Annotated in this window: 22 protein-coding genes; 13 read left to right on the plus strand and 9 right to left on the minus strand. The window is 50.8% G+C overall.

The genetic code is table 11. The annotated features are described in order from the left end of the window. Positions 1-35: 35 nt before the first annotated feature. The 3 genes from nagA to nagB are packed head-to-tail and all read right to left on the minus strand — an operon-like array spanning position 36 to position 2,829. Positions 36-1,169, minus strand: coding sequence for an N-acetylglucosamine-6-phosphate deacetylase (gene nagA, locus BTA51_RS05670; protein ID WP_094706445.1), 1,134 nt, complete (start codon positions 1,167-1,169; stop codon positions 36-38). Continuing rightward, positions 1,169-2,047: a BadF/BadG/BcrA/BcrD ATPase family protein gene (locus tag BTA51_RS05675; protein WP_094706446.1), complete on the minus strand. Its 879-nt coding sequence runs from the start codon at positions 2,045-2,047 to the stop codon at positions 1,169-1,171. The genes nagA and BTA51_RS05675 overlap by 1 nt, the downstream gene beginning before the upstream one ends. After that, on the minus strand, positions 2,044-2,829 hold the full coding sequence (gene nagB / locus BTA51_RS05680; protein WP_094706447.1) for a glucosamine-6-phosphate deaminase: 786 nt from the start codon (positions 2,827-2,829) through the stop codon (positions 2,044-2,046). Before nagB ends, BTA51_RS05675 begins: the two co-directional genes overlap by 4 nt. A gap of 362 nt (positions 2,830-3,191) precedes the next feature. Here nagB and BTA51_RS05685 point away from each other — a divergent pair, with 362 nt between their 5' ends. The 6 genes from BTA51_RS05685 (at position 3,192) to BTA51_RS05710 (ending at position 9,840) form a co-directional block, all read left to right on the plus strand. Next, on the plus strand, positions 3,192-4,466 hold the full coding sequence (locus tag BTA51_RS05685) for an ABC transporter substrate-binding protein (protein WP_246840930.1): 1,275 nt from the start codon (positions 3,192-3,194) through the stop codon (positions 4,464-4,466). A 175-nt stretch (positions 4,467-4,641) separates the two neighbouring features. Then, positions 4,642-5,601: a carbohydrate ABC transporter permease gene (locus BTA51_RS05690; RefSeq protein WP_094706730.1), complete on the plus strand. Its 960-nt coding sequence runs from the start codon at positions 4,642-4,644 to the stop codon at positions 5,599-5,601. A gap of 13 nt (positions 5,602-5,614) precedes the next feature. Further along, positions 5,615-6,499 carry a carbohydrate ABC transporter permease gene (locus tag BTA51_RS05695; RefSeq protein ID WP_246840931.1) on the plus strand — a complete coding sequence of 295 codons (885 nt, stop codon included), beginning with the start codon at positions 5,615-5,617 and terminating at the stop codon, positions 6,497-6,499. 131 nt (positions 6,500-6,630) lie between these two features. Beyond that, positions 6,631-7,776: an ABC transporter ATP-binding protein gene (locus BTA51_RS05700; RefSeq protein WP_094706448.1), complete on the plus strand. Its 1,146-nt coding sequence runs from the start codon at positions 6,631-6,633 to the stop codon at positions 7,774-7,776. 113 nt (positions 7,777-7,889) lie between these two features. Continuing rightward, positions 7,890-8,702, plus strand: a complete 813-nt coding sequence (locus BTA51_RS05705; RefSeq protein WP_094706449.1) for a GntR family transcriptional regulator — start codon at positions 7,890-7,892, stop codon at positions 8,700-8,702. Between the two features lie 139 nt (positions 8,703-8,841). Beyond that, positions 8,842-9,840, plus strand: a complete 999-nt coding sequence (locus tag BTA51_RS05710) for a GTP-binding protein (RefSeq protein WP_246840932.1) — start codon at positions 8,842-8,844, stop codon at positions 9,838-9,840. A gap of 64 nt (positions 9,841-9,904) precedes the next feature. Here the strand turns inward: BTA51_RS05710 and BTA51_RS05715 are convergent, their stop codons facing one another. Beyond that, positions 9,905-10,765, minus strand: a complete 861-nt coding sequence (locus tag BTA51_RS05715; RefSeq protein ID WP_094706450.1) for a DUF2971 domain-containing protein — start codon at positions 10,763-10,765, stop codon at positions 9,905-9,907. A gap of 265 nt (positions 10,766-11,030) precedes the next feature. Then, entirely contained in the window at positions 11,031-11,924 is an 894-nt protein-coding gene (locus BTA51_RS05720; RefSeq protein WP_168188075.1) for an AraC family transcriptional regulator, read from the minus strand. A gap of 232 nt (positions 11,925-12,156) precedes the next feature. Here BTA51_RS05720 and BTA51_RS05725 point away from each other — a divergent pair, with 232 nt between their 5' ends. Next, positions 12,157-13,149, plus strand: a complete 993-nt coding sequence (locus tag BTA51_RS05725) for an aldo/keto reductase (RefSeq protein ID WP_094706452.1) — start codon at positions 12,157-12,159, stop codon at positions 13,147-13,149. A gap of 418 nt (positions 13,150-13,567) precedes the next feature. After that, a complete protein-coding gene (locus tag BTA51_RS05730; protein WP_094706453.1) occupies positions 13,568-13,975 on the plus strand; it encodes a CBS domain-containing protein in 408 nt (135 codons plus the stop codon). A gap of 87 nt (positions 13,976-14,062) precedes the next feature. Here BTA51_RS05730 and BTA51_RS05735 read toward each other — a convergent pair whose 3' ends face one another. The 3 genes from BTA51_RS05735 to BTA51_RS05745 all read right to left on the minus strand — a co-directional run bounded on the left by BTA51_RS05735 (position 14,063) and on the right by BTA51_RS05745 (position 16,048). Then, positions 14,063-14,776 (minus strand): Crp/Fnr family transcriptional regulator, encoded by a 714-nt coding sequence (locus BTA51_RS05735; protein ID WP_094706454.1) that lies wholly within the window; start codon positions 14,774-14,776, stop codon positions 14,063-14,065. A gap of 98 nt (positions 14,777-14,874) precedes the next feature. Next, positions 14,875-15,405, minus strand: a complete 531-nt coding sequence (locus BTA51_RS05740) for a DUF962 domain-containing protein (RefSeq protein WP_094706455.1) — start codon at positions 15,403-15,405, stop codon at positions 14,875-14,877. 100 nt (positions 15,406-15,505) lie between these two features. Then, on the minus strand, positions 15,506-16,048 hold the full coding sequence (locus tag BTA51_RS05745; protein WP_094706456.1) for a PadR family transcriptional regulator: 543 nt from the start codon (positions 16,046-16,048) through the stop codon (positions 15,506-15,508). Positions 16,049-16,268: 220 nt separating this feature from the next. Between BTA51_RS05745 and BTA51_RS05750 the strand changes: the two genes are divergently transcribed. The 5 genes from BTA51_RS05750 to BTA51_RS05770 all read left to right on the plus strand — a co-directional run bounded on the left by BTA51_RS05750 (position 16,269) and on the right by BTA51_RS05770 (position 21,326). Then, positions 16,269-17,966, plus strand: coding sequence for an NAD(P)/FAD-dependent oxidoreductase (locus BTA51_RS05750; RefSeq protein WP_094706457.1), 1,698 nt, complete (start codon positions 16,269-16,271; stop codon positions 17,964-17,966). A 212-nt stretch (positions 17,967-18,178) separates the two neighbouring features. Beyond that, positions 18,179-18,829: a hypothetical protein gene (locus BTA51_RS05755; protein ID WP_094706458.1), complete on the plus strand. Its 651-nt coding sequence runs from the start codon at positions 18,179-18,181 to the stop codon at positions 18,827-18,829. A 159-nt stretch (positions 18,830-18,988) separates the two neighbouring features. Continuing rightward, the gene (locus BTA51_RS05760) at positions 18,989-19,606 is read left to right on the plus strand and encodes a hypothetical protein (RefSeq protein WP_141215548.1); all 618 of its coding nucleotides are present in this window, start codon (positions 18,989-18,991) and stop codon (positions 19,604-19,606) included. Then, a complete protein-coding gene (locus tag BTA51_RS05765; RefSeq protein ID WP_094706460.1) occupies positions 19,603-20,769 on the plus strand; it encodes a M48 family metalloprotease in 1,167 nt (388 codons plus the stop codon). The genes BTA51_RS05760 and BTA51_RS05765 overlap by 4 nt, the downstream gene beginning before the upstream one ends. After that, complete coding sequence (locus tag BTA51_RS05770; protein WP_094706461.1) at positions 20,769-21,326, plus strand: hypothetical protein; 558 nt, start codon at positions 20,769-20,771, stop codon at positions 21,324-21,326. Before BTA51_RS05765 ends, BTA51_RS05770 begins: the two co-directional genes overlap by 1 nt. A gap of 12 nt (positions 21,327-21,338) precedes the next feature. On the opposite strand, the gene BTA51_RS05775 is transcribed toward BTA51_RS05770, so the two are convergent. Then, positions 21,339-22,727, minus strand: a complete 1,389-nt coding sequence (locus BTA51_RS05775; RefSeq protein ID WP_246840933.1) for a patatin-like phospholipase family protein — start codon at positions 22,725-22,727, stop codon at positions 21,339-21,341. Positions 22,728-22,889 lie beyond the last annotated feature (162 nt).

Here is a 22,889-nt window from a genome sequence, read left to right on the forward strand (position 1 = left end):
GCCGAATTCCTGCCCTGGTCTTTACCGCCTGAGATTCAACTCCCATCCACCCAACTGGAGATAACATTAAACTTCTCATCAAGCAGAACCATATCAGCACAGTATCCAGGTGCAATACGGCCATACTTCTGTTCGATGCCGAGAAACGTCGCCGGATACAAAGAGGCCATCCGCAGGGTTTCTTCTAGGTTGACACCGGCATGGTTTACGCAGTACCGAACTGCCGTAGCCATGTCCAGATCTGAGCCGGCAAGAACACCATCCTCCGTGGCAAGTAATCCATCCCTACGGATCAGGGTCTGTCCCTGTAATTCAAACCTGTCACCCTCGATACCTACAGTATGCATTGCATCGGTCACCAGCATCATCTTGCCTTTTGCCTTGGCCCTGAATGCAATACGAAGGCTGGCCGGATGTACATGATGCCCGTCGGCAATAATTCCGCACCAGCTGTCCGGATCATCCAACGCCGCTCCGACCGCCCCTGGATCACGATGATTCAGAGGGGACATGGCGTTATAAAGATGGGTAAAGCAGGTAGCGCCTTCTTCCAGCGCCTGAAGAACCTGGTCATAGGAAGCTTCGGTATGCCCCAGAGAAACCAGTACCCCACGGCGGCGAAGCTCCCGAATAAACCCCGGCGGCACTCTCTCCGGCGCCAGCGTGACCAGGGTAATCCCTTCCGATCCCAGAGAGCATAGAAGATCAATGGCATCCTGCTCCGGCTCACGAATGACTTCTTTACGATGAACCCCTTTGCGGGACGTATTCAGGTATGGGCCTTCCAGGTGAATCCCCCTGACGCCGGGGACCTTTTGCCTGAGAGCCTCACGCACGGCCTGAATGGCAGCCTCCATCGTATCCCGGGTATCTGTAATCAGGGTTGGCAGAAAACCGGTGGTACCAAAGTGACGGTGTGCTTCCCCAATGGTATTGATTGTCACCGAAGATGGGTCATCATTGAGCAATGCCCCGCCACCACCATTCACCTGTACGTCAATAAAGCCGGGGGCTAGCAGATTTCCATTCAGTGCTAGCTTGTCTATGCCCGAAGGCAGTTGATCTACCGGCACAACAGACTCAATGCGTCCGCTGTCTACAATTACTGCATGACCGGATAGGACTTCATCACCTGTGAATATCCGGCCTTCAGTCAAGGCATAAGCCATCAGGCTGCCTCCTGTTTCTGTCTGATCAATCGAATGGCACCATCCATGGCATCGCCCACTGGCGCCTCTATATATGAGGTTACATCCTGCGGCAGCCAGGGCTTAATCACCTGACTTAAACCTCCCATGACACATAATTTCGGCGCTCCCAGCTGTAACAATCTGCGCAGCATCACAGCGGCTTCTTCCGCGAGCGCGGTAAGCAGCTTGCAGGCAACGGGATCACCTTTATCCGCATACTGAAAAACTCTGGGAGCGAAGCTCGCATAATCGCGAGGTTTAGCCTGATCCATCCAGGCCACAAGGTTCTGTTGCTGGTTGGAAAAGGTTTCCATGATATCCCGGGCCAATGGCGAAAATTCAGCCATTCCCTCATAGGCAAGCAGTGAATGGCGGAGCACCATCAAGCCCAGCGTGGCGCCACTGCCTGTATCCGATACAGGAAACCCCCATCCCCCTACCACGTGGAATGCTTTATCCACATATGCCACGCCACAGGAGCCGGTTCCCATAATCAGTATGGCACCACTTTCTCCTCCAAATGCGCCTAGGCAGGCGGTATGGGCATCCGTCATCAACGCAATATCCGCAAAAGGATGAGGATGACTCATCACCAGATCGTACTCTTTTTGTTGCGCGACACCGGCGAGCCCCAAACCGGCGTAGGTTGATGAGAGAATGGATCTGTCCGCCCCGGCGGCAGCCAGTGCTGATTGTGTCGCCGCAATGATATTGGCATAGGCGTATTCCAACCCGAGCCGGGGATTGGCACTACCTGCGGTCCCCTCCCCCAACACCTTGCCCGCGGCATCACAGAGTCGTGCCCGGCAGGATGTACCGCCGCCATCGACTCCCAAGTAATAAACTTCTGAACTCAACAATAAGCTCCTTGCAGACGCAGAGTTTCCTGCTGCACCCACTGATAATATTCGACCAGTTCTAGTTTTCCTGCTGCTGCCTTATCTACAATCACCAATGCCTCAGGATGCATTTGCAGCACGGAGGCAGGCTGCATCGCAGTCATTGGCCCCTCGACCAGAGCCCTGACCGCGTCTGCTTTGCTTTCTCCCGCTGCCAGCAGAATGATCTGCCGCGCTTCCATAATCGTTCCTATTCCCATGGTGATTGCCAGATGCGGTTGCTCTTCGTCCTGGCTGAAAAAGCGGCTGTTGTCTCTAATGGTATCCGGTGCCAATGTCTTGACCCTGGTACGAGACCCCAGACTGGATGTTGGCTCATTGAATCCGATGTGACCATTGCGTCCCACTCCGAGGATCTGCAAATCAATACCGCCGGCAGACCTTATTTTAGCTTCATATTGACGGGATTCCTCCTCCGGATCCGACATTCCGAGGGGAACATGGGTATTCTCCGGGTCAACATCGATATGATTGAACAGGTGTTCCTGCATAAAACGGCGATAGCTTTGCGGGTGGCTGGCATCGATTCCGATATATTCATCCAGATTAAATGTCCGGACTCCCGCAAAACTGATCTCTCCCCGATGATAGCTTTCAATCAGGCGTAGATATAAGGCGATCGGAGTACTTCCAGTTGCCAGCCCCAACACAGACTCAGGCTTCGACTGGAGCTGCCGAATGCACTGCTGGGCGCCATACGAGGCTACATCTGCAGCATTTTCAGCAATAATGACACGCATATTCATCTCCCATTTGGCGATCAGCTTGGCCCCGCTTTCTACAACAAACTATCACCTATCAGGTTGTTTTTGCAGGCATTCCCGACACTTTGTCGGAAAAGTGGTCTTAAGCTGTACACACCAACAATACCATTTAAATACCTATACCGATAATAGAGCAAAACCCTTTCAATTCCAACCCTGTTCTTCATTACATCATCTCGAAAATCGACATAAACGGGCAAAACGCAGCCAAAAACCACTTGCTTGGAGTTTACTATTGGGTTTATATTGGTATTACACAATAAAAATACCATTAATAGTCTGGTATTGGGCAAAGAGATGTCTTAGGTCTTGGATCATCTTGATGGGAGAACAAAAAGATGTGTATAAGTAAGATAAAAAACCATTTGAGCCGACTCACCAAACTGGGGCTTGTTGCCACCATATTTGCAGCGCCTCTATCAAACGCAGCGGACAAACTGGTTATTGAAAGTTGGCGGAATGATGACGCCAAGATCTGGAATGATGTGATTATTCCTGCTTTCAATAAACAACACCCTGATATTAAGGTGGTATTCGCCCCCACCCCACCAGCGGATTATAACTCTGCGCTGCAGGCAAAACTGCAGGCCGGAACCGCCGGCGACCTGATCACCTGCCGCCCCTTTGATACCTCTCTGGCTCTGTACCAGAAAGGCAATCTGGAAAAACTGAACAGTCTCAAAGGAATGGAAAACTACCCGGAGGTTGCCAAAGCCGCCTGGTCAACTGACGACGGTAATGATGTCTTCTGCCTACCAATGGCCTCTGTCATTCACGGCTTTATATACAACAAGGAAATCTTCAAGGATCTGGGACTCTCTGTTCCTAAAACCGAAAGTGATTTCTTTAAAGTATTGGAAAGCATCAAGGAAAATTCCCGCTATGTTCCATTGGTCATGGGTACCGCAGACCAATGGGAAGCCGCCACGATGGGCTTCCAGAACGTAGGTCCCAACTACTGGAAAGGTGAAGAAGGACGTGCAGCCCTGATCAGCGGCGATGCCAAACTGACCGATCCGGAATATGTGAAGGTCTGGGACTTCATGGCCAAGTGGGCTCCCTACATGGGCCGTGGCTACCAGGCACAGAAATATGCTGATTCGCAGAACCTGTTCACCCTCGGTCGCGGTGCCATCTATCCCGCCGGTTCATGGGATATCACCACATTCAATGATCAGGCAGATTTTGAGTTCGGTGCCTTCCCTCCTCCTACTCCGGACGGACAGAAAACCTGCTATATCAGCGACCACACAGATATCGGCATAGGACTCAACGCGGCTTCCAAGCAGAAAGAATCTGCTCGCACTTTTCTGACCTGGATGGCCGGACCTGAGTTTGCAGAGCTTTATGCCAACTCCCTACCTGGTTTCTTCCCTCTGGCCAACCACAGTGTCAACATCAAGGACCCTGTCGCCAAGGAGTTCCTGAGCTGGAGAGGCCAGTGCAAGCAAACCATTCGTAACTCTTATCAAATCCTTTCCCGCGGTACTCCCAACATGGAGAACCAGCTTTGGAATGTGTCCGTCCAGGTACTGAACGGAACCATGAAACCGGAAGATGCCGGTAAGGAAGTGGAATCAGGATTGAAAGCCTGGTACCCACCTCACCAGTAATCCTCTGACTTCAGGGTAAGACTGTCCGGGCACTAAGCCCGGGCAGGCTATCCGACCACCAACCATCTGCTATGGTCTTAAATCGCTGATTCAGTCACTATTGAAAGACTGGGTTCTGCTTGTCCACTCATCAGATGAAAGGCTGGGCACCATGAAATCAACCACGAACCGCACTATGAGTCAGAATCACCCAGAGCCCCAAACCGGGGCTCCCAATAACATTGCCAAACCGTTTCCCTGGCACATCCTGTTTTTCCTGGGACCGGCCTTGCTGATCTACATTTCGATCAGTGTTTATCCTCTGCTGGATACCCTGCGTCTCGGGCTGTTCAGTGAAGATGAAACCGGCGCTACCTTTTTTGTCGGATTGCAGAACTACGGCAATCTGCTGTTTAACGAATTCTGGTCAGAACCCTTCTGGAATGCCCTGAAAAACAACCTGAAGTTTTTCGCCATTCATATGGCGCTTCAGAATCCCATCGGGTTACTGCTTGCCATGCTGCTCAGCTCTCCCAAACTTCGCTTGAGCGGCACCTACCGAACCCTGATATTCATGCCGACAATGCTGTCCGTCGTCATTATCGGTTTTGTCTGGCAGCTGCTGTTGAGCCCACTCTGGGGCATCAGCGAAGACTTTATGTATAACATCGGACTGGGCAATTACTTTGATGCCTGGCTCGGAAAAGAAAGCACTGCTCTGATCACACTTTCACTGATCTCTGTGTGGCAGTTTGTCGGCATCCCCATGATGTTGATCTATGCGGCCTTGTTGAATATCCCCGAAGACCTGACCGACGCGGCCGTGGTCGACGGAGCCAAGAGCCGTCATGTGTTCTGGCACATCAAGCTTCCGCTGTTGCTGCCAACGATCAGCATGGTGTCGATCCTGACATTTGTCGCCAACTTCAATGCCTTTGAACTGATCTATGCGGTGAAAGGCGCATTGGCCGGACCAAACTTCTCGAGCGATATCATGGGAACCCTGTTCTATCGAACGTTCTTTGGATTCCAGTTGCAACAGGGGAGCCCCACCATGGGTGCCGCAGTTGCCACTTTGATGTTCCTGATCATTCTGACAGGCGTCATGATTTATCTGTTCTTCGTACAACGGCGCATCCAGCGCTTCCAGCTGTGACCGGAGGTTTATCATGCTAGCAAAACAAGCCATCGCCGCTCCGGCGCAAAGCTGGAAAACGGCCTTTCTGAATCCGGGACTGCTGAAGAAAGCCAGCGTTCACACGATCTTGATCGTCTATACCGTGATTGCGCTGTTTCCGATCCTGGTCATTCTAGTCAACGCGTTTAAAACCCGGAAAGCCATCTTTAATGATCCACTGGCATTTCCTGATGCCTCTTCGTTTACCCTGGTGGGGTTTACCGAGGTTCTGGAACGCTCAACCTTTGACGTCTTTTTCTTTAACAGCCTGATCGTCACGTTGCTGTCTTTGTTCTTCGTCCTGCTGTTCGGGGCTATGGCCGCCTGGGCGCTGACGGAGTATAAATTCCGCGGCAATCTGTTCATCGCCATACTGTTCGCAATGGGCATCATGATTCCCATTCGGCTGGGGACTGTGAGTATTCTTCAGCTCATGGTCGATCTGCATCTGGTCAATACCCTGACGGCATTGGTACTGGTTTATATTGCCCAGGGGTTGCCACTCGCAGTGTATATTCTGTCGGAGTTTATCCGCACGATCCCCAAAGAGCTGAAGGAAGCCGCACGCTGTGACAATGTCAGCGAATACAAGATTTTCTTCCAGATCGTGCTGCCGTTAATCCGGCCGGCACTGGCAACGGTCGCGGTATTTACCATGATCCCCATCTGGAATGATCTATGGTTCCCATTGATTCTGGCGCCAGGCGAATCGACCCAGACCATTACCCTGGGCGTTCAGCAGTTTATCGGGCAGTTCGTAACGGATTGGAACGCCGTACTGTCCTCCCTGACGCTGGCCATTGTACCGGTACTAATTCTGTATCTGATTTTCTCACGGCAGCTGATCAAAGGTTTGACAGCAGGAGCTGTGAAGTAGAGATAACGCAGTCAGCAGTTCAGTAACACATGAGTATGAGATCTGAACGATCTTTGAAACTTACAGGCAATCAATATTTCATTCGTCCCATACTGCATTAGGGGCGAAAACGTCGAACAATGAGGTGAACAATGGCCGACGTAAAACTGAATCACATTAAAAAGAGCTACGGTAAAGTCGATGTTCTGCATGGTATCGACCTGGACATCAAGCACGGTGAATTTGTGGTGCTCGTGGGCGCTTCCGGGTGTGGTAAATCCACCCTGCTTCGGCTGATTGCCGGACTGGAGGAAATCACGGCAGGCGAGCTGATCATCGATAACAAGGTGGTCAATCACCTGGATCCCGCCCGCCGCGGTATCGCCATGGTTTTCCAGTCCTATGCACTGTACCCGCACATGAGCGTGTTCAAGAACATGGCTTTCGGACTGAAGATCGCAGGACAAGGCAAACGGGCAATCCGGGAAAAAGTCGAAGAAGCTGCCAGAATTCTCCAGATCGATCACCTTCTGGACCGACTCCCCCGTGAACTGTCCGGTGGCCAGCGCCAGCGGGTAGCGATTGGACGGGCCATCGTGCGGGATCCCAACGTCTTCCTGTTTGACGAACCGCTCTCCAATCTTGATGCCGCGCTGCGGGTACAAACCCGGGTGGAAATCGGAAAGCTGCACAAGGATCTTGGCGCTACCATCATCTACGTGACCCATGACCAAGTCGAAGCCATGACCTTAGGCGACAAGATTGTGGTCATGAATGCAGGCCGCATCGAACAATGCGGTTCGCCACTGGAGTTATATAGATATCCACAGACTCAATTTGTGGCAGGCTTTATCGGCTCGCCCAAAATGAATTTCATACAGGGAACCGTCGATCAGGTCGCAACTGAATACCTGGCGCTGACACTCAAGGACGGCGCTCAGGTGAAAGCCTATGTGGACACCTCTGAGGTACAGAAAGGTCAGCAGGTAACGGTTGGAATACGCCCCGAGCATTTGTTCGAGGGACGGGATTTAGCGAGTTCATTGACAGGGGAAGTAAAGCTGGTCGAGCACCTGGGCGAAGTCACCTATATCTACATGAACCTGGCCGACGGCACAGAAGTTGTCGTTCGCGGTGAAGGTGAATCCGAAATCCGCGTAGGCGATAAATTGGAAGCGAGCTTTGCCCCGGAGTCCGTTCATGTGTTTAATATGAATGGCAAGGCAATGCCAAAAGTTCGCCGGTCGACAGAAATTCCTGTAGATAACCCTGCGATCATGACAGCAAGTCAGGCATAATAGGTCAACGACAACACCAGGGACTATTGAAGATTGCACCAACTCATTGAAGAGCAGTATGCAATATAGCAACAGACCCTGGCCTTACATGGGGACAAAAGTAATAACAGGCTATGAATAAACCTGAACAGCAAATTATCCATCCCTATATCAGCCAGATATTCGGAACCCCCGATGAACTTTCCCGCCATACGGCGCCACTGTATCTGCAATTGCAGAGGAAAATTCGTGAAGCGGTTGAGAATGACGTACTCAAGCCCGGCGACGTGGTACCTGCAGAGCGGGAAATCGCATCTGTTATGGGCGTGTCCCGAGTCACGGTCAGACGAGCCATTGATGACCTTGTAGAAGAGGGCATTCTTACCCAACGCCAGGGTGCCGGCACCTTTGTCGCCGACCGTGTTGAACAGCCACTGAATTACCTAAAAAGCTTCTCCGAAATCATGCGGGAACGTTCCAAAAAGCCCGGTTCACGCTGGCTGGATCGATCCGTCGGAATGCCCCATGAAGACGAACTCAGAGCCTTGAAACTGAAGCCGGAAGATGAAGTGGTACGCTTCTACCGATTGCGGCTGGCAGACGACAAACCCATGGCCCTGGAAACCGCCACCATCCCCCGGCGCTTCCTGGATAACCCATTTGAGGTGACCAGCTCACTTTATGATGCCTTAACCGTTAACGGTATCAGGCCGGTAAAAGCCCTGCAGCGACTGCGAGCGATATCCATCGATGAAAAGCGTGCCAAGCTACTGGAGATCCCGGAGGACAGTGCGGTACTTTACATCGAACGTCTGGGTTTGCTTGAAGACGGTGTTCCGGTAGAGTTCACCCGCTCTTATTTTCCTGGCGATGCCTACGATTTTGTGGCGGAAATCCGCAGCGTAACCCATGTCTCCCAAATGCTGGATCAGCCCCCTTCTGACTGACCGCATCTCCGTACAGCTATGTATGACTACAGCTATGTATGACTACCGAAATGTATGACTACCGAAATGTATGGGCTGTCGAATTCACAGGATGAGAAGAGCACCCCATACATTTACAACGGATTAAGGATTCCTTCCTGTGTCAGATTCTATCGTGTCAGACAACCTCATTCCGGCCAATATCATTACGGGCTTTCTCGGTGTTGGGAAAACCACCACGATTCGCCATTTGCTGGACAGCAAACCCGCTGATGAAACCTGGGCGGTCCTGGTCAACGAGTTCGGTGAAGTGGGGATCGACGGTGCCATGCTGGCAAATCAGGGAGCCCTGATCCGGGAAGTCCCCGGCGGCTGCATGTGCTGTGTGAACGGGCTCCCCATGCAAATTGGTCTCAACATGTTATTGAGCAAACGCCCGGACCGTCTGTTGATTGAGCCTTCCGGCCTGGGACACCCGGATGAAATCATTTCCATTCTGCGCGGTGAATTCTATCAACCGATGCTGGAGCTCAAGGCAACGGTCACCCTGGTGGATCCACGCAAACTGAATCAGGCCAAATACCTGGAGCACGATATTTTCAACAAACAGGCACAAGTGGCCGATGTCATTGTCGCCGCCAAAACAGATTTGTGTGAAGCGGAAGATCTCGAGAGATTTCAGGCATGGCTTGAACAGGTACAAAAGAGCACTGGTAAAAAGGTCTCCAGCGCAAACATTATCAAAGGACAACTGGATCCTGAATGGCTCAATCTGGATGCCGCTGAACCGGCACGTCAAAAGCACGAACCTTTACAGCACCAAGCGCCATTGTCAGTGCTCGACCTGCCGGCACAAAGTGTCACCGAGGTAATCCGCAAACAACGTTCTGATAACGGGTATCATGCCTGCGGATGGATATTCCCGGAAACCTATCAGTTCGACCCGGTGCAGGTATTGTCTCTTTTCTATAGTCTCGGGTGCGTCCGGGCAAAAGCCGTTTTGCACACCCAGGAAAACTGGTTGGCCGTGAATGCCGAGGATGGAGTGATCACCACATCAAGCCTGATGGAAGGACAAACATCCCGAGTGGAAATCATTCACGATAGAGAGCTGGATTGGGATTCCATGGAAGCACAGCTCAGGGCAGCAGTCTTATAAAACTGCCCTGGAAGCTCCGACGATAGCGCCTCGACTTACCTGTCCCCAGCGAATTGCCTTATCCCTAACGAAGCCGATAGGGAATCTGACAATAACTCAACCCTTGCACCGGCTGAATTCCCTGCTTCGTCAAATACAGCGTCAGGGAATTCATGGACAGCTCCATATTCGGGGTCGGCCCCAAAAAGATATGCTCCAGGGGCATCTGCCCGGACTCCCGGTCTTTCAGGTGGAATTCCTGATAGGGAACCAGCATGGAAGTCCCCTGCCGGAATTTCACTGAGGAAGTCATGAAATCAGTCACCACCGGTGAAACTATTCGCCACTCGTCTTCCTCCTGGAAGGAAGGATGCTTGAGAATGGCAGCGATCCTCAGCAGATCCACTTCAATAGACCTAAACAGATCCACATAACTGGCACTGTTGTCTTTACTGGTCGCGGCCATGGTTTCAACCGCATCCACTACCTCTGCGATAAGCGTCTGCTGTGCCTTGGGGTTGTATAGGCAGCGGCCCACCTGATACCCCTGCTGTCCGGAGCATTCCAGAATATGAGAGGGTGAAAATCCGATACTCACTCCCTTTCCATGAGTGCTGTAGCCCCGCCACTGGCTCAACAGATTCCCATTCGCCCGAAAAGAGGCCCCGAACAACATATGGCCGTTGGTAATGCGTCGGGAAACCCAATCAAAAAAACTGTTCAGCAATACCGGATTGGTATGACCGCCACTGATACGATGTGCCGTCTCCTGACGAATCAGGTCTGCCGTATGGCGAAGTTCAGCCGAGTCATTCATGTAGCGGATATCGCCGGCCCATATCGTGCCGGATTCCACAATCCCCATCAGTCCGGTATACGAGGTGTAGTGATACAGGGTTTCGGTGGGATTGTCCGAATACAGTTTGGCGCTGATGGATCCGATCATTGCTTCAACCTGCGGCTTAGGATTTACCCTAATGCTAACCGGATATTTCCACGCTGCAACCCGCATTGGGAGCTCTGCAATAAAACACGCATAAAACATGCAATAAAAAAAGGGAAACCCACCGCCTGGGTTTCCCTAACCGAAACTTCGAAGACGAAGTCTATGGGACAATGAAGTCATCAATCTCGCGTGTCATAAGAACTCTATTGTTAAACCGGCGTGGATTTGATTCAACAGACGGAAGCAACACTACTGACAGGTTCTGTCAGGATACTATCAGGCCATCCCGGCTGGGCGCTTCTCCAAACATACGCTTGTACTCACGGCTAAACTGAGAGGCGCTGGCATACCCGACTCGGTAAGCGGCATCGCCGACATTCTGGGTATCCTGATGGATCATCCTGCGTGCCTCGTGCAACCGGATACTCTTGATATATTGCAGTGGTGAACACCCTGTCACTGTTTTGAAGTGAGAGTGAAACGAAGAAGCGCTCATATTCGCTATGACAGCCAGATCATTAACTTCCAGGGATTGGGAATAGTTTCTTTGGATATGTTGAAGGACTCTGGCAAGCTGGTGGTTGTGACGGTCCTGCCTGGCAAAGGATCTCAGTATGTGCCCCTGCTCCCCCTGAAGTATGTGAAACAGGATTTCCTTCGTGACAATCGGTGCCAGTACTTTCGAGCGTTGAGTGCTGCCCAGCGTTTTCACCAACCGTAACACGGCATCATTCATTTCGGCATCAAGCCGGGACGAATAGATTCCGCGCAATACAGCATCTTTAACGGTGGGAAGGTCTTCCTCCAGCTCCATCAGCAGTTCAGTCACCATATTCAGGTCCAGCGCGATGCGTACCGCCAGATAGGGTTCTTCAGGAGTTGCCCGGATCACCTGGGCTTCCAGGGGGAGAGGTACCGTCAGCAGCAGATAGTTCAATGCATCATAGGTATACACTTCTTGTCCGAAATAAGCTCGCTTGCTTCCCTGAGCCACCACATAAAGGCTGGGCTCATAAACGACCGGCCCTCTTTGATTGGTGTGTGAAACCCGAATAAGTGACAAGCCGGGTACTGCTGTCTCCACTTTGCCGTCCTCGGGCATATAGATCTCCACCAACCTGGCGAGCGGTGTTCTTGGTGATCGTTCAAAGTTGAGCATATCCATCTCTATCTACAACCATTTTTTGACGGCCAAGTCGTCTGAGCCCTTCGGCCTTGTTGTAGCATTATGCGTGCGAAACCCAGTATATGCCCAGTGCGGAAACATATTTTTGTAGGAATAGGCAAACATTGCGGAGTTCTATTGTAGTGACCAGATGACTTGCTTCGGCATACTGAAATGGTCAGTCGGCACACCGACTCAATCATCAGGACAGATGCGAGGAAACAAGATGAAGACACGTAAGTTAGGAACCTCCGGTTTGGAAGTATCCGCAATCGGGCTGGGTTGCATGGGCATGTCCGATTTCTACGGACATCACGATGACAAGGCCTCCTCAGACACCTTATTACGCGCCCTGGATATTGGTATTAATTTCTGGGATACAGCAGACATGTACGGCCCACATACCAATGAGTTGCTGCTTGGCAAAGTGCTGAAGGAGTCCGGGCGCCGTGACGAAGTGGTGTTGGCCACAAAGTTTGGCATTCAACGCGACAGTGACGGCCAGTTTCTCGGGGTTTGTGGTCGCCCGGAATATGTACGCCAATGTTGTGAGGACAGTCTTAAACGTCTCGGAGTGGACCATATCGATCTCTATTACCAGCATCGGATGGACTCAACCGTGCCGATTGAAGACACGGTCGGAGCAATGGCGGAACTGGTCAGGGAAGGAAAAATCGGCCATATCGGGCTATCTGAGGCTAACGCAACACTGCTGCAAAGAGCCAATGCTGTGCACCCTATTACCGCCCTGCAAAGCGAATACTCCCTCTGGACGAGAGAGCTGGAAGACTCGATCCTGCCCGCCTGCCGTGAACTAGGTATCAGTCTGGTTGCATACAGCCCATTAGGGCGGGGATTCCTGACGGGAGCCTATAAAAACCGTGACTCTTTCGATGAGAATGACTGGCGCCTGACAAATCCAAGATTCTCAGAAGAAAATTTCCAGGCCAATCTGGCGCTGGTCGAGCAAGTCAACAAACTGGCCGCTGACAAAGGCTGTACTTCAGCACAGCTGGCTCTTGCCTGGTTGCTCCATCAACAGGCAGATCTGGTCCCAATCCCCGGCACCCGAAAAATATCCCGCCTGGAAGAAAATGCCGGTGCTGTGGAAATCACCCTGTCAGAAGAGGAATTGGGGCAGATTACCGCAGGAATTCCCAAAGATATGGTCCAGGGGTCGCGTTATCCGGAAATGGCCATGCAATTGCTTCGTCAATAACGTGGCGATTCAGCTATGTATCTATTCAATCCAGTTACTGTTTCAAGCAGATACGTACTTTTCTCAAGCAGATAGGTATTTTTCTCAAGCAGATAGGTACTTTTTCAACTCGGTACTGATTCAACCGAGTACAAGCAACAATATACTCATCGATAAACGCACCTTTTTAGTGCATTTATCGACTTAACCTCAGTCGCCATATGAGACTAATTGGTGCGTTATATTTTCAATTGAAATTTATAACGCACCACTTTAACGCTCAAGAACTCTCCCGTTTAGTTTCAGAAAATCAGGCTTTCACACTCTCAGCCCAGTATTTATGCGGATTTTTTCAATAATTGAGACTCCGGATGGAAAAGTGTCCTGTTTTTTGCATTAGCAAAATAGAGGTACACAACCCTATACCGTGGAGGAGTCGATGGATAACCTGAAAGTCAGCGACTGCATGAGTCGCAAGTTTGTTACATTCACCCCGGAGATGCCGGTGGTGGAAGCTGCCGCCAATCTGGTAAAAAACGAACTGATCGGAGGACCGGTCATTGATGGTAATGGAGCTCTGGTCGGATGGATTTCAGAACAGGATTGTCTTGGCACCGTTAGTCAGGTGATGTACTACGCCGACCGAGTAGCCACTGTGGCCGATATCATGCGCCAAGACGTACTTGCCGCCAAGGAGGACGACAATCTGCTGGATCTGGCCAGTCTGATGCAGCAGCAGAAACCCAAGATTTATCCGGTGGTGGATGGTCGCCAGAGAGTGATGGGAGTCATATCCAGACGCATTATCTTACGTGAGATGTGTAAGCATATATCCCGCCCCAAATAGCCCCATCCAGGCTATTGATCATGGGATGGCCAGGCAAATTCCACGGGATGACGCGCCAGCAGGGACTTCAGGGGCTGCCCGCCCCTTTTATATTTTGTCTTTCCCAAAACCTAATGCACGCAGTCGAACGGGATCAAGAATCTCAATTTCCCCATAGGCTCGGGCAATGATGCCCTGACTTTCCAGATTCCTGAGAATCTGGTTGGTCGTCTGCCGCGAGATACCCAACATCATACCCAGTTGTTCCTGATGCAAACTGATAACACGGCGGGATTTTCCGGTCCATTCGCCGTATCCTTCTGACATCATCAGCAGACGTCTTACCAGACGCTCTGAAGCAGTAAACAGTGCATTGTCTTCCAGTGCCAGAAACGCAAAACGCAGCTTATTGCAGAGCAACAATCCGAAATCCCGCCAGTATTGGGGGTGTTGATCCAACAATTGAATCAGTTTTTTCTGAGGGGCATTCAGCACTGTGACCGGGCCTTCTGCGATGGCGGTATGGGTCCGAAGCTGACCGTCAAACAAGGCAATCTCACCAAACCAGTTAGGAGGCTCGACAAAGGTGAGTATCGCCTCCTTTCCGTCTTCACGTACGCCGGTAACCCTCAAAGCGCCTTGTACAACCGCATAGATACCATCAGGCTGGTCGCCACGCTCAAACAGGTGTTCACCTGACGCCAATGGGCGGATAACCGACATCTGGATCAGGCTGGTTTTCAGCCCCTCCGGCAACCCTTGAAACCAGGACCCGGTATTAAGCAGTTCAAGAAAGTGTGTCGGGCGTTGAGCAGCAGTCATTCGAAAAAAGGCTCCAAAGGATTATTGTTATTGGAGCCTTCAGTATAACGCTTGTGTTGGGTCCGGCTAGACCCTAATACACCCGACTGTGCGCCGGTTCAGACTTGATGAGGTGTTTTGGCGGGGTTAATACGAGTAGGGCCGACACGCTCCTCAATCGCGCTTTGCAGACTAGGCATCATGCCCATCATGAACAGCCACTCGGCCACGACAAATAATGGCCCGACCACCAATCCGACCAGATCATCCACAAATGCAGGTTTACGACCTTCGTAGTAATGACCAACAAACTGAATTATCCAGCCCACCACAAACAACCCGACTCCTGTCGATAGCCATACCATGGTACTTTCGGCGGCCACTCTATGGCCTCCCCATACCGCCAGGGCCATCAAGCCGGTCATCAGCACCCCGAGACCCACATGCAGGCGCAGGTAGAAGATACTTGAAGCCACCGCCAGCATCAGGGCAATGGTGAAAGGAACGCCCGCAACGTCCAGGGCTGGACGGGACAGCAACACCGCCACGGCAAATACAATCATGGGAATGCCGACAAAGTGAGTGGCAATATTACGGCGATCCCGGTGGTAATCAGCATATTGTGAAAGATGATCAACAAGGGTTTTCATCAAGCAACACCTCCTCTGGTTTGAGCTGAGTATATGCAATCAAGAGGCGTTGATTTGTCGCCTATCTGACAAAGAGGAAGGTTTAGATGACTGCCCGGGATCAGTCGAGTTCGTCCCGGATCACCTTGCGTACTTCAGCCAGCCAGGTCAGCCAGGCTTTTTCAAAATGAATACCCAATCTCAGGGTCATATAAGGTAATAGATACTTTTTGCGCTGTCGGGAGGACAGATGCTCCATTTGCGACTCGAGCTTTGAATACTGCTCTGCGGTTTCACGATGAAGCTGTTCATGTCGGGCCAGTTCTTCGAGCAGTTCGTCTTTATCGCCATGCCGTCCGGCAAACAGTTTTACCAGCAGAGGTTCTTTGATCTTGAATGCCCGTGCCGGCTGCCTGACCCAGGCCTTCAGCGCCTTAAGGCCTGCATCGGTAAGATAATAAACCTTTTTATCCGGCTTACCGGCCTGCTCCACCGCTTCAAATTCCACCATCCCATCGTCATGAAGCTTATGCAGTTCCTTGTAGACCTGCTGGTGAGAAGAGGACCAGAAGTGACCGATACTGAGGTTGAAACGCTTAACGATGTCGTATCCGGTACCTTTTTCAAGGTCAAGCATCGCCAGGATGGCATGTTTTAAAGACATAACTACTCGGAACTCAGTGCCAATGGGCTGTTGTAGGGTATCCAGACACCACAAGCGGCGTCATGATCCGGCGACGTTATCATGTTTGATCCGGAATGTTGAGTATCACCAGTTCACATAATTGTCTGCTGTACGAAAAATTATCACTCACGATCGTTGATTATGCAATTTTTTGCATATATCCTGAAAAAACTTTTGGCACTACATGCAGGAGATCCACATGAGCACAGCGGAAAACAAAAATAGCTCCCCGAAGAAGAAATCGCTGAAACCCAGCCCCATCAGAATCGGTACCCGTTATCGCGCCAGCCGGGTCGAAGGAACCTATGATGCCATCGTTATTGGTTCCGGTATCGGTGGCCTGACAACAGCCGCCTGCATGGCCAAACAAGGGAAAAAGGTTCTGGTTCTGGAGCAGCATTACACCGCCGGTGGCTTCACCCACAGTTATGCCCGCAACGGATATGAGTGGGATGTAGGTGTTCACTATATTGGTGACATGGGGTCTCCCAACACGCTGGGACGAAAACTTTTCGACTACATCACCGATGGCCAGCTCAAGTGGGCCCCCATGGATGATAATTACGACCGTTTCTACATCGGCGATGAGCAGTTTGACCTCCGTCAGGGTAAAGACGGCTTTATAAACAGCATGGTCAGTTATTTCCCGGAAGAAGAAACTGCTATTCGGCGTTACGTGGAGATGCTGAGCAAAGTCGCTTCGGCGATGCAGTTTTTCACCCTGAATAAAATATTGCCCTGGCCGGTCCGCAAGCTGCTGAATCTAGCTACCAAACCCGTGGTACCTGACTACATCAACAAAACCACCTATGAAGTCCTGTCTGGTATCACCCGCAACGAAAAACTGATTGCCGTGTTGACCGGACAGTGGGGTGACTGTGGCCTGACACCAAAAGAGTCCAGCTTTCTCATCCACGCCCTGATCGCCAAACATTACATCCATGGAGGCTACTATCCGATTGGCGGAGCCTCGCGTATGGCAGAAACCATTATTCCGGTGATACAGAGTGCCGGTGGGGATGTGCTGACCTACGCCGATGTCAAAGAGATTCTGTTCGACGGCGATACTGCCGTGGGCGTCAGGATGGCGGATGATCACTGCCTTTATGCTCCCCGCATCATCAGTAATGCCGGGGTGCTGAATACGTTTGAGAAGCTTATGCCGGAATCCATGGCCAAAAAGGCCGGCTACCCTAAAACACGTCCTCATATCCAGCCTTCCATGCCTCACCTGGGCATGTATATCGGGGTGAAAAGCACGGCTGAGGAACTAAAGCTTCCAAAAACCAACTTCTGGATCTATCCCTCCCCGGACCATGACGGCAATGTCGCGCGCTTTATTGAAGATCAGGATAATCCTTTCCCGGTGGTTTATATTTCGTTTCCCTCTGCCAAGGATCCAAGCTATCAGAGCCGCTACCCTGGCACTTCCTCCATCGAAGTAGTTGCTCCGACCACCTATGAACAATTCGCCCAATGGAAAGATACAATCTGGGGTAAACGGGGTGAAGATTACGATCAACTCAAGGATGAGCTGAGCGAGCGTATACTGGCCCAGGTCTATGAAAAGCTACCTCAGCTGAAAGGGAAAATAGACTACTTCGAACTATCGACACCATTGTCCACCGACTACTTCTGCCGTTATACACGCGGTGAAATTTACGGGCTGGACCACACCCCCGAGCGTTTCAATCAGGATTGGCTGCGCCCTAAAACCGCCATTAAAGGATTGTATCTGACCGGCCAGGATATCCTGAGTTGTGGCGTTGTCGGCGCTATGATTGCCGGTCTGCTCACCACTGTGGCCGTTGATACGAGAGCCAGCCTGCCATTAATGAAGAAGATGTTCGTAGATAAGGGCAATCCGGTGTCGCCATCACAACTGGCAGAAGCCTAGATTCCTGTATCTATAGAGAGATTTCTAACAATAGATAGGCTCTTAAATCGATAGATAGCTTCCTAAACCAGCAAATAGATCAGAAAACCAATACGATAGCGGCAATATTTGCATTGAATGCCGCTATCGTGACTACAAATCACATTAAATATCGTTATACTGGGGCCTGCCTAAAAATGGATGGGCCATTCGAGCCCCGAACGGATATAGTCATGCGATTTGCAGTGCTTCTCTTTCTACTCGCCTCACTCTCAGGATGCCTCACCAATCCGGGAGTTCTACAGAATCAATCGCCAGCCAGCCTGGCTCCGCTCACGGATCAGCGTGCATGGATTGTAGGGAGCCTGACAACCGCTCCCGATTCATTAGGAAGAGCGAGCGCTGCCCTGGTTCTGAAAACCAGATCTTCCCTGGAACTCCAGGATTCGACAGATAACAGCTACACACTAAGCTTTGATTGGAAATATTCAGGCGCTTCTAATGCGGTCTTCTGGAATACCAACAAAGAAAAGAATACCGATGACTCACCAGCCCCCTATGACTCCCTGTTCCTGATGGAAATTGTGCCAGGCGAGTATTATCTGGCAGACATTTCGGTCTTTGCCTCACCTTACACAACCCACGCCCTTAACGATTACTACATCCCTGTTGAGTTTGCGCCAGGCACAGTCACTTATCTTGGTGCATTCACTATGGAGACGTTAACTTCGGGCAATATCACAACTGCCCAGATTGCAGTAGAAGAACGGTTTGAATTCGACGTGTCCGAACTGAGACATATGTATCCACAATTGGAAGGCAAGGAAGTGATCAATGGTTCACTGCCTATTACCTATATTTCTCCTTTTGTTGTCAGGTACTAGGCCGTGATCAGAAATAACATGCTCTCCAAGGAATCCAGGATCTCTTTCATGCGCTTACGCGGAATCTTAAATGCCCGGCTGTTCATTCTTTTCATAGTATCGGTCATTCCTACAACCGCCTTCTCAGAATTCTTGAAGGTTCCGAACATTCAGGAAGAAATGTCGAAAATTCACAATATCGGACTACTGCCCCTGGACATCCAGATGATGGAAATTTTTCCCGGTGATCTGGTGGAGCCCCGCGAAGACTGGGCGATTCAGGCAAAAGAAACCACTCAGGCGCTACTCTCGGATTATTTCAGCCAGTCCTCATATCAGCTGAAATCCATCGACCTCAGCGGTCAGGAAAGCCAGGTTGATGAGATTATGTATCTGTACAAACGAGTAGCAGCGACTCTGAATGCAGGAGTTATGGATCAATTCAGTGCTATCAGTTTGCCCGGAAGAAAAGATAACTTTGACTACTCTCTTGGTGATCTCTCATTTCTGTTCGATCATCGCGATGTAGATGCCGTACTCATTGTCATTGGAGCCGATGCTTATCTCAGTACCAGCAGAAAAGTATCTGAAAGCGCCAGCGCCGTGGTCAAACTGGTGTTTGGCGTGGTCGATTTTGCCAACCCCCAAGGCACCATCACCATGGCATTGGTGAACAAAAACGGCGCTATACTCTGGCACTCCAGCCAAACCATGGGGGGCACCGATTTTCGGGATAACAACGTCCATCAGTATATTATGACTAATGTCCTGAACAGTTTTCCCAAGGCACCTCAATGAGATCTGCATCAGTTAAGCGTTTATTATTGGCCGGCATGGTGTCCACACTGCTGACGGCATGTTCGAGCCCATCAGTAAAGCCCATGACGGACCCAGGCTATAAGCCGGATACAGATGACATGCGCCTGCGGATAACTGCAGACAAGCTCAGCAAGCGTATCGAAAACAGTCGCTATCTGTATAAGAACCCGGAAATCCAGAACTACCTGAATCAACTGGCGGAAAGACTGGTAGGCGGACTTCAGGTGGGCGATCTCAAGCTGGATATTCAGATCATTGAAAATCCTGACTACAATGCTTTTGCATTAGCCAACGGACATATTTACATCCATACGGGGCTCTTGAGTCTGGTTGATACAGAAGCGGAACTGGCCGCCGTTCTTGCACATGAAATTGGCCATGTGGTTCACCGCGATGCAACCCGGGCAGCCGATCAACGTCAAAACGCCGCCAATATCTATGCGGGCTTCTCCGCCCTCCCCCTGATCAATATATTCGGCGGCCTGCATATGGCCGGCTCCATCAGCGGCTATTCGAGAGATCTTGAACGAGATGCGGATCATTATGCGGTCGGTCAACTTGATTATGCCGGCTATAACCTGGCCGAAGGGGCAGAAATATTCGCCAAACTGAGTAATGCCACCCAAGGCACCGGGGAAAACGACACGCCTTACTTCTTCAGCACCCATCCGCGCATGAAAGAAAGGGTGGAGAGTTTTCGTATGCTGGAGTCGTCCGATTCCAAAGCCCCAGCACAGAAAAAGGATCCTCTTCAATCATCCCCCGCAACACTCTTTCATGATGTCACCAAGGAAACACTGGTGACTTATATTGAGCTGGGCAAATCAGATCGCGCTGACTCCCTGCTGACCAGACTGAAAAACATTGAAGGGGATACCGCCACGCTTCGCTATTACGAGGCGAAGATTGCTCAGCTGAAGGGCGAAGATGACCGGTATCAGGACCTGCTGACCAAAGCGCTGACACTGGGGGATCTTCCGGAAGTAAGGCGTGAGTTGGGCATCCTCAACTATAAGAACAAAGAGTGGAAGAGCGCCTACGAACATCTGACGCGTTATCTGGAACAGTCTCCCGAGGCTAAAGACCGCATTTTTATTGAAGCCTATTTACGGGAAATCAAAGAACACAAGGACACCGAATAATGAGAGCGATACCGTCGATTATCGTGCTGGTCATGCTGGCATTTTCATCTCTTTATACGCATGCGGAGGAAGCCGTCCTCAACGAGACCATTACCCATGGACTTGACGTGGATTTCAAAGTACCCAAGAACTGGTATCTGTACCCTCGACCCAGAGCGATTGTTTTAACCAGAGATGGCGAGCTGTTGCAATCCGCCTCAATATCCCGTTTCAAGTATGGCAAAAAGTTACCGAATATTGATCGCGCTTTGGAAAAAACGGCCCTGATCAGCGAACTCGGTGAGCTGTATATGCAGAGCATTGAGAACGACCCCGAAGTATCCCGCCTGGAAAGAGAGGCGTTTGAACCCGTTGAGCACGGCAGCCTTCCCGGCTTCACCCTGAAATATCGTTTCAAGGTTGCCAATGGCCCCTGGATGCGGGGCAGGATCTTCGTCCTGACAGGTGAGAACTACATCTATCAGGTATTCTATCGCGGCACGGAGCGCGTTTATTACGAGCGCGGTGAAGAAGGTTTTGAATCGTTCCTGACATCGCTGGACATCCTGAAAAAATAGATCGCCAGCGGGTCAATCGACCAACGTTTCAGGCGTTGCTCCTTCTTCAAACGGCGAAAGTGTGCTTTCCAACCGCAGACTTCGTGGCATTTGCTTGATATGCAGTTCCTCAAGCAGCGCTTTAAACTCAGGCGAATTACGCAGCAGGGTTCTGCCGCCTTCAATCAGAGAGTCAACCTCGCTGTCTTTCAGTTCCAGACTGGTGGGAAGATTATTGAAGAACCGCTTGAAGGAGTCATTCTTGAATGACTCAAAATTGACATCGATAAAGTAGAACTTCTTCCCTTCCTTTTCCATGAACTTCTGGCCGTAGTTACTGAGAAGTAGTTTAGTCTCCAGGTTGTAGTGACGGATCTGCGTATTACTGACCGCATCCACCGTTTCAGCGATACCCGGTTTGTTGGACGACAGATCCATCGGAGTAGACGGCCTGACTTCTGCATTCACCAGAATGATCACTACCCGCTCCACTTTACTCAGTTCCCGGCGGACTGATTTATCCTGAGAAATATAGCCAAAGCTTTCCCTGACAGTTCGCAATCCCAAGTTGTCGCTGATGCCTCCATCCACCAGGTGAATGTAGGGACGACGTTCCTTCTTCAGATATCCCAGATAACTCTGCCGCTGTTCCTCCAGACGTAAATCCTGAAGCCGGTCATCACCAGAAGGAGGCCTGTTAATCATGGATAGGGAGGGGTCGCATTGACCGGCAAAGTTCTTCATTACGACAGGAGGAAAGGCCACCGGAACTGCAGAAGACGCCGTCACTGCCCGGGCGATAGGCAGTTTATCCAGGTCAGAGCAAAACAGATCAAACACATCCTGGGTGAAAGAAAAGCGGTTTCCGGCGGACAGATCGGTTGCATTAATGAGAATGTACGGCCTGCGCTCCAATGGAATATCCCCAAAAGTCGCGCCATTAAAAATAAAGGTATCGTAGTACTCAATCGCCATTTCGGTACGATCAAATGCCGTAAACAATGAGCGCCACCAGTAGGTCGGCGTCAGCAACTGACGTATCAGGGCGCTTTGAATGCTTTGCCTCAGAAAGGCCTTTTCGTATGTTTCAAAAATATCTTCGCCATACAGACCATAATAAGCGGCAGTAAAGCTGCCACCGGATACTGACGAAATCATATCGATCTCATCCAGCAGCCGTCGACGAGTCATCTTGGATGGTAGATAGGTTTCGCGAAGTTCCTGCAGGACACCGTAACTCAAAGCGGCTGCCCGGGTGCCGCCACCGGAAAATGACAGGATCAGCAGAGTATCACCAAAATTATGCTGATGGCTGTAGGTATTCAGATGATAACCCGCCTTCGGATGCGGAGATGACGGTTCATTTTGCGGCTTGTACACACTGCTGCAGGAAGTCATCAATATCGATAGGCCGACAATCAAAAGCTTATCCTTTAGAGCACGACTGACCCCGGTATTACCTGATCGCGCATAGTCGGGACGGAGGCCAAGTTGTGTTAGAAATCCATATAACATAAAAGCTGTAAAACGCATCAGGCAACCAAGTGGCGATTGAGAAAATCGATAAAAATACAATGATTCATT

It is taken from the genome of Hahella sp. CCB-MM4 (assembly GCF_002260525.1).
Taxonomy (GTDB): Bacteria; Pseudomonadota; Gammaproteobacteria; order Pseudomonadales; family Oleiphilaceae; genus Hahella.